The sequence below is a fragment of the Longimycelium tulufanense genome, from assembly GCF_014645795.1.
Lineage (GTDB): Bacteria > Actinomycetota > Actinomycetes > Mycobacteriales > Pseudonocardiaceae > Longimycelium > Longimycelium tulufanense.
Genome location: NZ_BMMK01000001.1, coordinates 20,580 through 34,741 on the forward strand (window position 1 = coordinate 20,580; position 14,162 = coordinate 34,741).

At 65.7% G+C, this 14,162-nt stretch carries 14 protein-coding genes; 8 read left to right on the top strand and 6 right to left on the bottom strand.

Going from position 1 to position 14,162, the window contains the following annotated elements:
- Positions 1-17 precede the first annotated feature (17 nt).
- The 3 genes from IEY55_RS00105 (at position 18) to IEY55_RS00115 (ending at position 1,942) form a co-directional block, all read left to right on the top strand.
- A complete protein-coding gene (locus IEY55_RS00105; protein ID WP_189052729.1) occupies positions 18-230 on the top strand; it encodes a hypothetical protein in 213 nt (70 codons plus the stop codon).
- Positions 227-604 carry a hypothetical protein gene (locus IEY55_RS00110; RefSeq protein ID WP_189052730.1) on the top strand — a complete coding sequence of 126 codons (378 nt, stop codon included), beginning with the start codon at positions 227-229 and terminating at the stop codon, positions 602-604. The genes IEY55_RS00105 and IEY55_RS00110 overlap by 4 nt, the downstream gene beginning before the upstream one ends.
- Before the next feature lie 159 nt (positions 605-763).
- Entirely contained in the window at positions 764-1,942 is a 1,179-nt protein-coding gene (locus IEY55_RS00115) for a serine hydrolase domain-containing protein (RefSeq protein WP_189052731.1), read from the top strand.
- Positions 1,943-1,958: 16 nt separating this feature from the next.
- Here the strand turns inward: IEY55_RS00115 and IEY55_RS00120 are convergent, their stop codons facing one another.
- Positions 1,959-3,581, bottom strand: a complete 1,623-nt coding sequence (locus IEY55_RS00120) for a bis-aminopropyl spermidine synthase family protein (protein ID WP_189052732.1) — start codon at positions 3,579-3,581, stop codon at positions 1,959-1,961.
- A gap of 145 nt (positions 3,582-3,726) precedes the next feature.
- Between IEY55_RS00120 and IEY55_RS00125 the strand changes: the two genes are divergently transcribed.
- The 5 genes from IEY55_RS00125 to IEY55_RS00145 all read left to right on the top strand — a co-directional run bounded on the left by IEY55_RS00125 (position 3,727) and on the right by IEY55_RS00145 (position 9,365).
- Positions 3,727-4,845 carry an ABC transporter ATP-binding protein gene (locus IEY55_RS00125; RefSeq protein WP_189052733.1) on the top strand — a complete coding sequence of 373 codons (1,119 nt, stop codon included), beginning with the start codon at positions 3,727-3,729 and terminating at the stop codon, positions 4,843-4,845.
- Positions 4,845-5,510 carry an ABC transporter permease gene (locus IEY55_RS00130; protein ID WP_189052734.1) on the top strand — a complete coding sequence of 222 codons (666 nt, stop codon included), beginning with the start codon at positions 4,845-4,847 and terminating at the stop codon, positions 5,508-5,510. Before IEY55_RS00125 ends, IEY55_RS00130 begins: the two co-directional genes overlap by 1 nt.
- Positions 5,510-6,265 (top strand): ABC transporter permease, encoded by a 756-nt coding sequence (locus IEY55_RS00135; protein ID WP_189052735.1) that lies wholly within the window; start codon positions 5,510-5,512, stop codon positions 6,263-6,265. Before IEY55_RS00130 ends, IEY55_RS00135 begins: the two co-directional genes overlap by 1 nt.
- The gene (locus IEY55_RS00140) at positions 6,262-7,143 is read left to right on the top strand and encodes an ABC transporter substrate-binding protein (RefSeq protein WP_189052736.1); all 882 of its coding nucleotides are present in this window, start codon (positions 6,262-6,264) and stop codon (positions 7,141-7,143) included. Before IEY55_RS00135 ends, IEY55_RS00140 begins: the two co-directional genes overlap by 4 nt.
- Positions 7,144-7,757: 614 nt before the next feature.
- Complete coding sequence (locus tag IEY55_RS00145) at positions 7,758-9,365, top strand: M4 family metallopeptidase (RefSeq protein WP_189052737.1); 1,608 nt, start codon at positions 7,758-7,760, stop codon at positions 9,363-9,365.
- A 126-nt stretch (positions 9,366-9,491) separates the two neighbouring features.
- Here IEY55_RS00145 and IEY55_RS00150 read toward each other — a convergent pair whose 3' ends face one another.
- The 5 genes from IEY55_RS00150 to sbnA form a co-directional block, all read right to left on the bottom strand.
- Positions 9,492-9,842 carry a hypothetical protein gene (locus IEY55_RS00150; RefSeq protein WP_189052738.1) on the bottom strand — a complete coding sequence of 117 codons (351 nt, stop codon included), beginning with the start codon at positions 9,840-9,842 and terminating at the stop codon, positions 9,492-9,494.
- A 265-nt stretch (positions 9,843-10,107) separates the two neighbouring features.
- Positions 10,108-11,169 carry an ornithine carbamoyltransferase gene (locus IEY55_RS00155; RefSeq protein ID WP_229685784.1) on the bottom strand — a complete coding sequence of 354 codons (1,062 nt, stop codon included), beginning with the start codon at positions 11,167-11,169 and terminating at the stop codon, positions 10,108-10,110.
- Positions 11,170-11,213: 44 nt separating this feature from the next.
- The gene (locus IEY55_RS00160) at positions 11,214-11,825 is read right to left on the bottom strand and encodes a LysE family translocator (protein WP_189052739.1); all 612 of its coding nucleotides are present in this window, start codon (positions 11,823-11,825) and stop codon (positions 11,214-11,216) included.
- Between the two features lie 149 nt (positions 11,826-11,974).
- Positions 11,975-12,991 (bottom strand): 2,3-diaminopropionate biosynthesis protein SbnB, encoded by a 1,017-nt coding sequence (sbnB, locus tag IEY55_RS00165; protein ID WP_189052740.1) that lies wholly within the window; start codon positions 12,989-12,991, stop codon positions 11,975-11,977.
- Positions 12,991-13,998, bottom strand: coding sequence for a 2,3-diaminopropionate biosynthesis protein SbnA (gene sbnA, locus IEY55_RS00170; protein WP_189052741.1), 1,008 nt, complete (start codon positions 13,996-13,998; stop codon positions 12,991-12,993). The genes sbnB and sbnA overlap by 1 nt, the downstream gene beginning before the upstream one ends.
- Positions 13,999-14,162: the final 164 nt, after the last annotated feature.

Here is a 14,162-nt window from a genome sequence, read left to right on the forward strand (position 1 = left end):
GACAGAGGAGGTCAGGGATGCAGGGGTGGCTGTGGAAGTGGTGGGTGCGGGAGCGCCTGCGGCGGGTGTTCGCCCGGCGGGGGCGGTTGCAGGTTGGCTTGGATGAGCAGCGGCGGATCGTCGTGGTGACTCCTCGTGGGGAGCGCATCCTGCTCGAGCCGCTGGATGCCGGGGTGCTGCGCGCCCAGCTCCGGGACGTGGTGATCGCCTGGGCGAGGGCGGCACGATGAGTTGGGACTACTGGCACCGAATCGAATACTTCCGTCTGGAGCGCGGGCGGCGGGTGCTCGCCTTCGTCGAGGACATCAGCGACCACGGCTTCTACGTTGGCCGCCCGGAACGTCGCAAGATCAACGCGATCGCGTGCGACTACGCGGAGGACGTGACCGAAGAATTCTTCGACAAGCATCCCTATCTGTGCCGACCCGGCCAGCGGTGGTTGGTGCGTGTCTGGCGAATCACCGCTCGTGCCGGTGAGCGGACCGACAAGGTGTGTGAGGTTGAGGTACGGGTTCCGGGCCCGCACGGTGGAACACCCGGTCACGAACAGCGCCAGGTTCTGGCCATGCCGGGAGACGATCGGGTCGGTCATGATCGGAATTAGTGCCCCGAATCTTCTCTCGCGGGCATTTCCGACATGGTCGATGTGATTCCAGGCGCAAACCCCCTTTGCTTCGATGGTCGTCTAACTACTGTGCGATAACAACTGTCCAGGGAACGTGAACCCGTTACCGAGCCGCCGCCCGGGTGATTGGAGGCACGGATGACCCATGTGTCCGTTTCCCGGCGTGTGCTGGTGGTGCTCGCAGCCGCGCTAACAGCGTTCCCGCTTTCGCTGTTGCGCGCTGGTTCCGCGTCCGCGGACACCGTGACCGGGCTGTTCACCTGCAACCCGTTCAAGTCCTACGACGTGCGGCCCGCGGTGAAGCCCCTGGAACTGAAGTCGGACCCGAAGCCGCTGGACGTGCGGTACAGCTACCGGGGCGCCGCCAGGACGCTGGACGACCTTCTGAACAGGACGGGTACCGAGAGCTTCCTCGTCCTGCACGGCGACAAACTGGTCTCCGAACGCTACTTCCGGGGCAACTCACGCAGCACGGTCTCCAACTCGGACTCGGTGGCCAAGTCGATCGTCTCGGCGGCGGTCGGTGTCGCGGTTGGCGAAGGTGCCATCTCTTCGGTCCACGACCCGGTGACCAAGTACGTGCCGGAGCTGAAGGGGTCCGGTTTCGACGGGGCGAGTATCCGGGACGTGCTCCACATGGCCTCGGGCATCGAGTGGCAGGAACTGCAGAAGAGCTACTTCGATCCCACCAACAGCGCAACGTTCAACCAGATCAGGCTCACGCTCGGCACCCCGGCAACCGAGATCGCGCAGCAGGCGAAGCGGGCCGAGGCGCCAGGTACGCACTTCAACTACGCCAGCATCGACACCTTTGTCCTCTCCTGGGTGGTGAGCCGGGCCACCCACGAGCCGTTCGCCCGGTACCTCCAGGACAGGATCTGGCAGCCCGCCGGCATGTCCTCGACGACGCGCCTGGGCGCCGACTGGGCCGGTAACCCCCTCGGTTTCACGTTCGTCACCACGACGCCGCGCAACTTCGCCCGGTTCGGCCTGCTCTACCTCCACAACGGCAGGGCGCTGGGCAAGCAGGTCGTGCCCGCGCAATGGGTCGCCGACTCCACGCACAGCAGCGAGCCGTACCTGCAGCCGGACCAGGTCGGTCACGGGTACGGCCTCGGTTACGGCTACCAGTGGTGGCTCGGTGATGGTGACCGCGGCGACTACAGCGCCCTCGGTGTCTTCGGCCAGTACATCTACGTCAACCCGAGGGACAACGTGGTCATCGTCAAGACCAGCTTCGATCCACAGCACCAGCAGACGATCAACGAGATGATCACGGCTTTCCGTGCCGTGGCCGACAAGGTGGCGTCTTCCTGAGTACGCCGGTTGACCCTTACGTCACCGAGGAACGCACGGCCGCGAGAACCGTGCCGAGCCGATGTCGGGGGAGGTCGACGAGCCGGACCAGGGTCTCATGCGGGCGTAGCCCGGCCCGCTCCGCCGCTTCGGTGACTCGATCCCGGGCCTCGTTCTTCGTCAGGGCGTTGCCTGGTGACCTGGTCTCCGACGCCGAGATCAGGGCCTCGCGCCAGATGTTGGCGATCTTGCCGTGAGCGCGGTCCAGGAGTGCACGCACGAGTTGATCCTCAACTGTGGTGGACGCCGTTTTCTCCGCCACCACGATGGCGAGGTTCGGTTCCGGGGTGCTGCGCAGGAAACGCAGCTCGAACTTGGCGGACAGTAGTTCGCCGAGCGCGCGTTGTCCCGCTTCGTCGGCGAGGTCCGGGTGCGAGTTGACCACCAGGACAGCCGCTCGTTCCGTGTTCGCCGCCATGAGGGCCCGCAGCAGCCAGGGTCCGGGGTCTGCGGTGGCATCGAGGGCAAGTGCGCTGCCGGCCGGCGCCGTCAGCGGCCGTTCCCACGCCGGCAACCGGACCGTGTTCACCCGGTACTCGGCCGCGGCAGCGATACGCATCAGCTCCGACCGCGAGTGCTCGTCCACCGCGGTGCGACCCTCCACAGACTGCGAGCCGTGGGTGTAGATCGCCACCGGTGGGTGGCCCGCCAGCTTCCGGCTCTTGGCCGTGGGCTGGCACACGTACAGGTCGCTCGCACTGCCCACCGCCTGCGCGCCCACGTACCGGTCGAACGCCGGGAGGATCGCCTCGAAGGCGAGCCCGAGGTCCTGAAGTTCCTGCTGCACCTTCAGTCCCAGTGCCGGCGTGCGCTCGGAGAAGCCATAGGCGATCAGCACCCGGCCCTGTTCCGGTTGCCGCAGGGCGGTCAGTGCCCGCGCGGCAAAGAGGCCCACACCCTCCGGGGTGTAGGGCGGGTCGGTGAAAACCAGATCGGCCCACCCGGCGACCGCCGATGGGAGACCGAAGCGCAAGTCCGCGTGCAGGCAACGGATCGGGTAGCCGCGCTCGCTGGCCACGCCGTCGATGTACTCCAGGGTCCGCTCGTCGAGATCGACGACGGTGACCTCCAGGCCCTCAACACCCAACTCGGGCGCGACCGCGCAGACGGCGAGGGCGGTGAGATCGTGGTCACCCAGGCACAACAGCCGCGCACCGGACAGGTCGTAGCGTTCGGCGAGCCACAGCGCACGCCGCAACACCGACTCCGGGGTAGCGGGCACGTGGTCGAGCGCGGGCAGCGAGGGCGGGACAGCGGCGATGTCCGCCCGGAGCTGCGCCAGCTCCGCGGCGTGGCCGGCCAGCTCGGCGGCCCCGGGGGCGATCGATTCGGGCAGGCGGTCCAGGTCGAACCGGCCGCGGTACTCGGCCACCCGGTCGGGTACAAGTCGCCACCGGTCACCCCGACAGTCGACGTCGTCACCGGCCACGGTGAGGAGCTCCTCGACGGTGCGTCGCGGGAGTGCGGTGCGCCGGATCAGGTCGGCGAGAGGGTGCCACCCTTCGGTGAGCAACGCCACGACGTGAAGGAGCCGGCGGCGGTGCACGCCGGCCGCCGCGAGGTGGTCCGCTACCTGGTCGATGGCTTCTGTCCTGCTCACAAGGCGTTGACCCTACGGGGCCGCCCGGGGGCCCGCGGGGTGGGCTCGTCCAGGCCGAACACGTGCCGTTGTCAGCCATCCGGGCTAAGGTCGGCCGTTGACGCGGCGGCCGGCGAGTGGCCGTCACGACCAAGGGTGGGGTCTCGTGATCGAGTTCCGGTCCGTGACCAAGCGGTTCGATGACGGCACGGTCGCCGTCGACAATCTCAACCTCTCGGTGGATGCCGGCACCATCACGGTGTTCGTCGGCCCGTCGGGGTGCGGCAAGACGACGTCGCTGCGCATGGTGAACCGCATGGTCGAGCCGACCGAGGGCGCGGTGCTGGTGGACGGGGCGGACGTGCGGGCCTCGGACCCCGCGCTGCTGCGGCGCCGTATCGGCTACGTCATCCAGCAGGCCGGGCTGTTCCCGCACCGGACCGTGCTGGACAACGTGGCCACGGTGCCGCTGCTGTCGGGGTGGACGCGGCGCAGGGCGCGTGACCGGGCCGGTGAGCTGCTGGAACTCGTCGGGCTGCCGACCGAGCTGGGGAAGCGTTACCCGGCACAGCTTTCCGGTGGGCAGCAGCAACGGGTCGGGGTCGCGCGGGCGCTGGCCGCCGACCCGCCGGTGCTGCTGATGGACGAGCCGTTCAGCGCCGTGGACCCGGTGGTCCGCGAGGGCCTGCAGGACGAGCTGCTGCGGCTGCAAGCCGAGCTGGACAAGACGATCGTCTTCGTCACGCACGACATCGACGAGGCGGTGAAGGTCGGCGAGAAGGTCGCGGTGTTCCGGCAGGGCGGTCACCTGGCGCAGTACGCCGAGCCGGACGAGCTGCTGGCGCGACCGGCCGACGACTTCGTCTCGGAGTTCGTGGGCCGGGACCGCGGCTACCGTCGACTGTCCTTCTTGGACGCATCAGGGATCGAACTGCGGGACGTTCCGACCGCGCGGGAGGGTGCGCTGCCCGAGCCGCGGCCCGAGGAGTGGGTGCTCGTGCTGAACGCGGAGGACAGGCCGCGGGGCTGGCTGCCGCCGGGATCCACTGTGGACACCGGTTCTGAGACGGCCGAGGTGCAGCCCGGGGGTTCCCTGTACACCAAGGGAACCCCGATGCGTGGTGCTCTCGACGCCGCGCTGTCGTCGCCGTCCGGGCTCGGCGTCGTGGTGGACGAGGATGGCCGGTACGCGGGGGTGGTCACCGCGGAGGAGGTCCTGGAGGCCATCCAGCAGCGCCGCGCCGAGCCCGAGCACGGGGAGCCCGAGCAAGGAGGCTTCGGTTGATGCTCGGCGACATCGTCCAGTACCTCAGCGACCCGTTCAACCAGGACAGAATCCTCGGTTACCTTGGGGAGCACCTCCAGCTCTCCCTGCTGCCGCTGGTCATCGGGTTGGCGGCGGCGATCCCCCTGGGGTGGTTGGCCTCGCGTACCCGTTCGCTGCGGCTCACCCTGATGGGCACGGCGAACGTGGTCTACACGATCCCGTCGCTCGCGCTCTTCGTCGTCCTTCCCGGCCTCATCGGTACCCAGATCACCGCGCCGATCAACGTGATTCTCGCGCTGAGCATCTACACCGCCGCGTTGCTGGTGCGACCGGTTGTCGACGCTTTGGACGCGGTGCCGGGTCACGTCATCGCGGCGGCCACCGCCATGGGGTACCGACCGCTCCGGCGGTTCTTCGCCGTTGAGCTGCCGCTCTCGGTTCCCGTGCTGGCCGCCGGTGTGCGAGTGGCGTCGGTCAGCAACATCAGTCTGGTCAGTGTCGGCGCCCTGATCGGGACCGGCGGCCTGGGCGCGTTGTTCACCGGTGGCTTCCAGATCCGGTACCTACCGCCGATCATCGTCGGTATCGCCCTGACGTTGTTGCTGGCGCTCGTCATGGACCTCCTGCTGGTCGGGCTGCGCCGGGCGCTGACGCCCTGGAGCCGGGTGGGAGGTGCCCACTGATGTTGCAGGAGATCCTGAGCTGGCTGACCGACCCCGCGCACTGGTCCGGGCCGGACGGCATCCCGCACCGGCTTCTCGAGCACCTGGGGTACACGGTGGTCGCCGCGTTGGCGGCGATCGCGATCGGTGTCCCGCTGGGCCTGTTCGTCGGGCACACCGGCCGGGGTGGCCTGGCGTTGGTGGGCCTGACCAACGGGATGCGCGCGCTGCCGACGTTGGGCCTGGTGACGTTCCTGTTCCTGGTTCTCGGGAGCACGCAGACGTCGACGCTGATCGCGCTCGTGGTGCTGGCGGTGCCGCCGGTGCTGGCAGGCACCTATGCCGGAGTGCAGGACACCCCCCGGGGCGTCGTGGATGCCGCGCAGGGCATGGGAATGACCGGTTGGCAGCGGTTGTGGCGGGTTGAGGTGCCCAACGCGACGCCGCTACTGCTTGGTGGCATCCGCAACGCTGTGCTGCAGCTGGTGGCGACAACCACTGTCGCCGCTTTCGTGGGGCTCGGGGGGCTTGGCCGGTACGTGCTCGACGGATTGCGCGTGTACGCATACCCGAAGGTGGCCGCGGGGGCGCTGCTGGTCGCGGCGCTCGCCGTGGTGTTGGACCTGTTGCTCGCCGGCTTGCAGCGGGTGATCGTGCCGCGCGGACTGCGGTTGGCGGCGGTGACCCGGCGCCGTGGCGGCGTCGCGCGGGAGCCGGAACGAGTGGGAACGGACGTCGTGGCGGGTGCCGTGGCGAGGGAAGGGGCGAACGGATGAGGCGCACGTTGGCCGTGGTGGGGGCGATCGCGGCGTTGGTACTGACCGCCTGTGGGGACCCGACCAAGGGTGGGGCGGGTGGAGGCGGCGCCATCGTCGTCGGCTCGGCGGACTTCGCCGAGAACGAGCTGTTGATGGAGCTCTACGCGGGTGCGTTGCGCTCGGCCGGAGCGCAGGTGGAGACGAAGCCGCGCATCGGCAGCCGCGAGGTGCTGGTGAGAGCGTTGCAGGACGGGTCGTTGACGGTGGTGCCGGAGTACACCGGCAACCTGCTCAACTATTTCGACAAGGACAACGCGGCCACGAAGCCTGACGACGTCTACGGCAGTCTCGAGCAGAAGGTTCCCTCCGGGTTGGCGGTGCTGGACAAGTCGCCGGCCGAGGACAAGGACGTGCTGGTCGTGACCAAGGAGACGGCGGAGCAGCAGGGCTTGCGCTCCATGGACGACCTCGGGCCGAAGTGCGGCCAGCTGGTGCTCGGCGCCGCGGGCGAGTGGAAGAGCCGGTGGGCGGAGCGGATCAAGACGCTCTACGGCTGCGAGTTCTCCGAGATCCGCACCACCGACGCGGGCGGACCGGTGACCGTGGACGCGTTGAAGTCGGGGCAGGTTCAGGTGGCGAATCTTTTCACCACCGCATCGGCGATCGACGAGAACGGGTTCGTGAAGCTGGATGATCCGAAGCAGATGTACCCGGCGCAGAACGTGGTCCCGCTGGTTCGGCGCGACGCGCTGGACGACAAGGCCAAGCAGGCGGTGAACAACCTGTCGGCCAAGCTGACGACATATAAGCTGACCGAGCTGGTGAAGCGGGTCGAGGTCGACAAGGAGCCGGCACCGCGGGTGGCCCAGGAGTTCCTGAAGAACAACGGATACTGATCATCCGGCCTCCAGACGCGTCGATGTGTCGAGAACAGGCGCTCTGAGCCTTCGTCCGGGCGGTCGCGCCCGACCCGGCGCGTCGCGCGGTTGATCGCATCCGTGCGGGGGATAGTCCGATTTGGACTATCCCCCGCACGGCTGTTTCGATGCTTTCCATACATTACTTTTCTGTCAACAGCTTTCGGGCGGTTGGAGACTGTTCGGCATACTGCGGTAACGGAATGTTCGAGCGCGTTCACCTTCCGTCGTCCCGGAACGTGACGGACACGGTTTCGCGCTGAAAGCCTGTGCTGGAACTCGTCGTGTCTCCGGTGGCCGGATACCGACGATCGGGGGTTGACGTACCCATCTCGAACGCACGCGGCCGAAGTCGGGCCAGGTAAAGATCGTCCGGATGTCGAGGGCTGATCCGCCGCGGGGCGCGCCCGTTCGATTATCAACTCGGGCTCGCTCCGTCACCTCGTACTTGTAACAACAATCATCCGACGAACGGCGGGTGTTGCCGGTTGCCCGGGCTCACCATGCTTCCTCCCCACGTCGCGCAATCCGTGGCGCCCCTGCGCATATTGGAGTGACGCATGAGAAACCCACGAGGTATAGCGCTCATCGGGGTGACTCTCGCCTTAGGTGTTGCTGCCACCATCGAGCCCGCCTTCGGTGATCCCCCGAAACTGTCCGATGTGGACGTTCAGGTCGATGATGCTGACCGGGTCCGCCAGGTCACGCCACGCACCCCGAGGTCCGCGCCGGAGGGACAGCAGGACCTCCGCTCGGCCGGCCAAGCCCACGCGGGACACCTCGCCCTGCGGTTCGACACGCGGGTGGGTGACCTGGAGGTCCGTAGCAGCCGATCGACTGGCGGCGGTGGGATCGTCAAACTGCAGCAGATTATCGACGGTGTTCCCGTTCTCGGTGGGCAGGTCGTCGAGGTGCTCGACAAGTCCGGCGCGTTGGTGTCCGCGCACGGCAAGGTTGCCCGGACGCGCGACGGAGCGTTTCCGGAGGACCGGGATGCGGCGGGAACGGGCGCCGCGCGGGCCGCGGTCGAGCGGGCGGCCCAGGACTCAGGCAACAGGACTGAGGATCTGCGTGCGGTCTCGACCGAGCCCTACTGGTACGACAAGAGTCTCTTCGAGGAGGGCGCTACCAGAGCCGCGGTTCCGGCGTTCCAGGTGACCGTTGCCGGTGAACAGCCGGAGGATCTGTGGAGCGTCATCGTTGACGCCAACAAGAAGTCATCGCTGGCGTTCTGGTCGGAAACGCACGAGGCGCTGAACAGGACGGTGTGCGATGCCAACCGGAGAATCATCGACAGCCGCTTTCCCTGGACGTTTGCCTGCGGCACGGCCTTCCAGATCAGCCGCAAGGAAGGGAACGCCTCGTCCGCCATCGATGACGTCAACAAGGTCTACGACTTCTTTGGGGACACAGCGGAGTTCTACGCTGACAAGACCGGGCTCGACCTCACCAACCTGATCGGCGTCGACCGCTGGGATGGCGCGGGTAAGGCACTGCGCGCAACTGTGCGGGCCTGCGCTCGCGTCGACGGGGAGGTGCACTGCCCGTGGCGGAACGCCTTCTGGCATCCGTTGGCACAGCAGATGGTCTTCGGGGAGGGCGTGAGCACCGATGACGTCGCCGGGCATGAACTCACGCACGGAGTCACCGAGCACCGCTCGGGTCTGGTGTACCGGGGGGAGCCGGGGGCGATCAACGAGGCGCTTTCCGACATCTTTGGCGAGTTCGTCGACCTGACCAACGGCAGCTCCGACGACACCGTCGCCAACCGTTGGAAGATCGGTGAAGGTTCCACGCTCGGTGTCATCCGGGATATGAAGAACCCGTCCGCCCACAACGACCCTGACCGCAAGGGGAGCGAGCTGTGGCACAAGAGGTTCGACACCCCACGGGAGAACAGCAGGTTCGTCCACATCAACAGCGGGGTGGGTAACAAGGCCGCCTTCCTGATCGCCGACGGGGGCAGCTTCAACGGGCAGACCGTCGAGGGAATCGGCATCGACAAGTCAGCAGCCTTGTGGTGGACCGTTCAGAACATGCTGACCTCCAGCGCGGACTATGCCGAGCTGGGCAAGGTCCTGAACACCGCCTGCAGGCAGAACGCGGCCGGCAGCGTTGCGGGCACGACCAGCGCCGACTGTGATCAGGTCGACAAGGCCGTGACCGCGACCGAGATGACGCGGGAGCTCCGCCGCCGCTAAGAACCCGAGCAGGGGCGTGTGTGCCGGTCGTTCCGTCAGGGCGACCGGCGCACACGTCTTCTGGCTACCGAAGACAAGCAGCTGCGTGCCGGGCCCTTCCGAGCCATAACCAGCGACGTCCGATGTTCAGTGGCTCCGCCCGGTGCTCTCCCGCTCGCCCATGGGACTCGTTCCATACTGTTCACGAATCGCGAACATCACCTCGGCGACCAACGCCCTGGCGGAACTTGCGGTCTCCAACAGGGCTTCCCGCTGGTTGGCGGGGCCGAGTTGTTCACGATGATGAATCAACCGAAGAATGTCGATCGTGCAGGACAAGGCGCTACCAGCGGCAGCGACGAGCGGGTCACGCCTGTCCTGGGACGCCGTCAACTTGGCGCGGGCATCCTCGATCGTAGACATGAGGTTCAGTAACGCATGATCTTCAACGACGTACCTGAGCACCTGCTTTACCTCTCTCATGTGCTCGAAGATCAATGGATGTACGGGAGATCACTCAGGCAGCGACTCGGTCGCTAAAACCATGATCTGAAGGATGCAGAATCGAGATCGCAACCGCGGCTGGAGATGCCCACATGCGGTCAGGGCCAGCCGTCACCATCTCGACATTTTGTTACGGATAACCAGTCCGCGGAATCTATCGGCTACCGGGAAGGAAGGCGTCTTCTTTTCGGTATGACCTGGCCATTATCTCCGTTTTTGATCAGCTGTTTTCGAGGGACTCGGGAGGCTTCCTTCTCCACTACCTGGAGTACGCAGAACGTTCGAGGATCGCCATCGCGCTGGAGAGCTTCATTGCAGCCTGGGCCCAGGTGAGGGACCGATCTCCTTCGAGCACATCGGTGGACACCTCCTCGCCACGGCGAGCCGGAAGATCGTGCATGAAGACCGCTCCGGGCCACCGGCCGAGAAGTTTCTCGTCGACGTGGAAGGGGCGGAACTTCTCGCGCCACGCAGCATCGGCCTTCGTCGTTCCGGTGGTCTGCCATTGGGTCGTGTAAACAACGTGGATCTCGGAGGGCAGTCCCTCGTGTGAGTGGACCTGCCGGATGACGGTCTTGTTGTCACGCGCCCGCCCAGCCGCGACGTCGAGAACATCCTTGGGCAGGCCATAGGAGGCTGGCGTAAGCAGCGTCAGTTCACAGCCGCTGTACAGGGCCAATCCGTGCGCCAAGGCAACTGCGGTGTTGTTTCCCTCCCCGACATAGAGAACCTTCAGTCCGTCCACTACGCCGAAGTGTGCGAGCATCGTGGCGAGGTCGGACACTGCCTGCGAAGGGTGTTCCTGCTGCGCCATGGCATTGATGACCGGCAGGTCTCCGAAGCGGGACAGACAGCGGAGTTCGTCGAGTGGGCCGGCGGTACGGGCAACGAGCAGGTCCAACATCGCTCCCAGGATCCGGCCCGTGTCCTCAAGTGATTCGCCTGTGGCAAGCTGCAGGTCGTTCGGGCCGTAGCTGACCAGCTGGGCGCCGAGCCGCAGCGCTGCCGCACTGAAAGCCGTCCTTGTTCGTGTGGAAGTCTTGGTGAACAACAGCCCGACCACGCTGTCCCGCAGCGGGAACTCATGTTGACGTGGATCCGTGGCGAACTCGACCGACCGTCGAATCAGGCTGTCGAGCTGGCCCCGATCGACTTCGGCCAGTGAGAACAGACCTCGCTCGCGCACCAGCGGTGGGACACCACGCTGCAGATCGACAATTTGCAAGACACTACTCCTACTCGGTACCAGGCAGTATCGATGAGGCGAGCGGGGGAACGATGCCCAGGGAACCGGCGCCCGAGCATGCCACCGCTCGACCACGCGTCGCTTCACAGTTCGGGCAGGATGTCCCCGACCGAACGGTTCTAGTTACTCCCTACAGCCGAGCTCGCGACAAGGGCCACGCCCAGGCCGCAAAGCGTTCCCCCCATGACCACGTCAAGAGTTCGCCGCCAGCGTTCCCGTTGAAAGATGTTTCCGAGGCGGAGAACCAGGAACGCGTAAGCGAGCAGGCACACGAAACTTAGCGCGATGTGTATGGCGGCCAGCAAGAGCGACACCGTGAACGCGTGTTCGGTGTCGGTGATGAACTGGGGAAGGAATGAGGTGTAGAAAATTCCGACCTTGGGGTTGCCCAGGTTCGTGAACATGCCCTGGCGCCAACTGTTGGGCGTCTTCGAGTCATTGATCTCCGTCGGCTGGCGGGCAGACAGGATCGTCTTGACACCTAGGAAGATCAGGTAGGCCGCACCGACCACCTTGACCACCGTGAACAGAGCCGTTGACGCGGCCAGTAACGCCGCGAGTCCGACCGCGGACAGCAGGGCCCAGACAGCGAGGCCGGAGCACACGCCGGCCGCACTGCGTAGGGCACGGACGGCACCACCGGTCAACGCGTTCTTGACGACGACAAGGGTGTCCGCGCCCGGGGCGACCACTACTACCCCGGCGGCCGCGATGTAGCCCACGAGGTTCATCGGAGCGTGGGCCTCCTTTCCCGCTGATCGTGACCATGATGGTGCCGCCTGACCTGATGGTCTCGGTGAGCTGCATGATCCTTGGAGCAGTGTGACCGGTTGGCTCCGGTGCCGAGCGGCCGGAACCGGGACGCGGTCACTCGTGGCAGTTAGCTGTGGCTTCGCCAGCGCTCGGTTTCGTCAAAGAAGTCGGTGATCTCCACCGCCAGACCCTCCTCAAGCGCCTTGCGATAGACGTGGTTGCCGACCGCGAGGTCGAGGACACCGAGGCCGAACGGGGAGAAGATCGTCGGCCGGTCGGTGTCAACGGTGACCTCACCGCACATGACCTGAGACAGCGTGCCGTCAATGAAGTCGCGGTGTCCGTACTTCTGTTCCGCCAGATGTGGAGACGTGTTGGCCGTCATGCAGTGATCGACGTCGTCAAGCACGTTTCGTGCGTTGAGGATCACCTCTGGGCCAAGGTCCCGCAGTGAGATGTTCAGTACGATTTGCCCGGCAACAAAGGAATCCGGTCGGGTCACGTGGGGTTTGCCGGCGGTCGTGGCGAAAACGACGACGTCCGCTCCCTTGAGCGTGGCCTCGACATTTTCGGCACACACGGCTTCCTGTCCCTGGTTTCGTAGGTATTCGACGAGGGACGAGGAATACTGCGGGGAGTGGTCGTGGATCACGAAACGGTTGATCGACCATCCTTCGGCGAGAAAGAATTCGGAGATGTTTCTCGCGATAATTCCGGCGCCGATGACTGACACCGTACCGACCTGGGTTCCTCCGACTAGTTCGCGTGCCCCAAGGACGGCCGATGCGGCCGTGCGGGCAGCACTGATCTGGGACGCCTCCACGCACGCGAACGGGTATCCGGTCTCATAGCTGTTGAGCAGGAGTACGGCAGAGGCGCGAGGAACGTTCCGCTCGATGTTGTCCGGGAAACTGCCAATCCACTTCAGTCCCGCGACGTCGTGTTTTTCGCCGAGGTAGGCGGGAAGCGCGATGATGCGTGCGTTCGGCTTCTCGGGGAACCGTAGGAAATAACTGTTCGGGTTAACCGAATGGCCGGTGTGGTGTGCAAGGTAAGTTTCGCGTACCAGTGCTACGATCTCCGGCCTGGCGCGGGTGATGATGTCTCGAACGACTGGGCCCTTGATGACGTGGAAGGGAAACATCAACTCGACTCCCTCGAAGTTGCAGCGACAGCTTCGTTGTCGTGGCCGAGGTCGGTTCGCAACGTGTCCACACCGAAGTTGGTGGCGACCCAGTCGTCGTTGTACAGGGTTTCGACGTATCGCTCGCCGGCGTCGGGGGAGAGTGCGACGATTCGAGCACCGGCGGGGATTCCGCGCCAGCGGCGCAGCACGGCCGAGAGTACCGAGCCGGTGGAACCCCCGGCGAGGAGCCCGCGCTCCCGCGCTAACCAGCGGCAGGAGCGCACGGCGTCCCGCTCCGCGACGAGCATGATGTCGTCCACCGCGTCGGGTTCGCACAGCTGTGGCCGGCGGCTGGTGCCCAGGCCCGGGATTCGGCGCGGTCCCGGGGGAAATCCGAAGGTCACCGATCCGACGGCGTCGACAGCGACGATCCGGGTGTTCGGGGAATGCTGCCGAAAGTAGGAGACGCAGCCCATCAGGGTTCCGGAGGTACCGACCCCCACGAACAGGTAGTCGACCTGGCCGAGCTCGTCCACGATGGCCTTCGCCGTGCGGTTCGCATGTACGCGCGGGTTGGCAGGGTTGGCGTACTGGTTCAGCCACACGAGGTCTGGGTTTCCCGCAAGACGTTTCTCGATGTACTCGATACGGCTCCCCAGGTACCCACCGTTACGGTCGCGCCTGTCCACCATGACGACATCCGCACCGAACGAGCGCATCAAGGCAACGCTTTGCACGTTCGAGTTCGGGTCGGTCACGCAGGTGAACGGATAACCCTTGGCTGCGCAGGCCAGACTCAGTGCGATCCCCAGGTTTCCGGACGAGGACTCGATAACCCGAAACCCGCCACGTAATCGCCCAAGACGTTCCGCGTCCTCCAGTAGACCGAGCGCGGTTTTCAGCTTGATCGATCCCGCCGGATTAAGCCACTCAAGCTTGAGGAGGAGCTCGCGACCTGGGGTCATGTCACTCAGGTTCAGAAAGATGTCGTTCGAAACTATGTCGTAAATGTGGTCGATGACCAAGACCTGCTCCAGAGGGTCTCAAGCGTGTGCTCGTGGCCCGGAAATACTCGGGAATACTGCAGTCTCCGCCGGGAGTGACAAGGTGCGGTCACATGGTGCACAAGTAATCCACGGGAAAGGCGCTGCATTTTTCGGCCGTTATGGACCGGCAGACGTCACTCGTC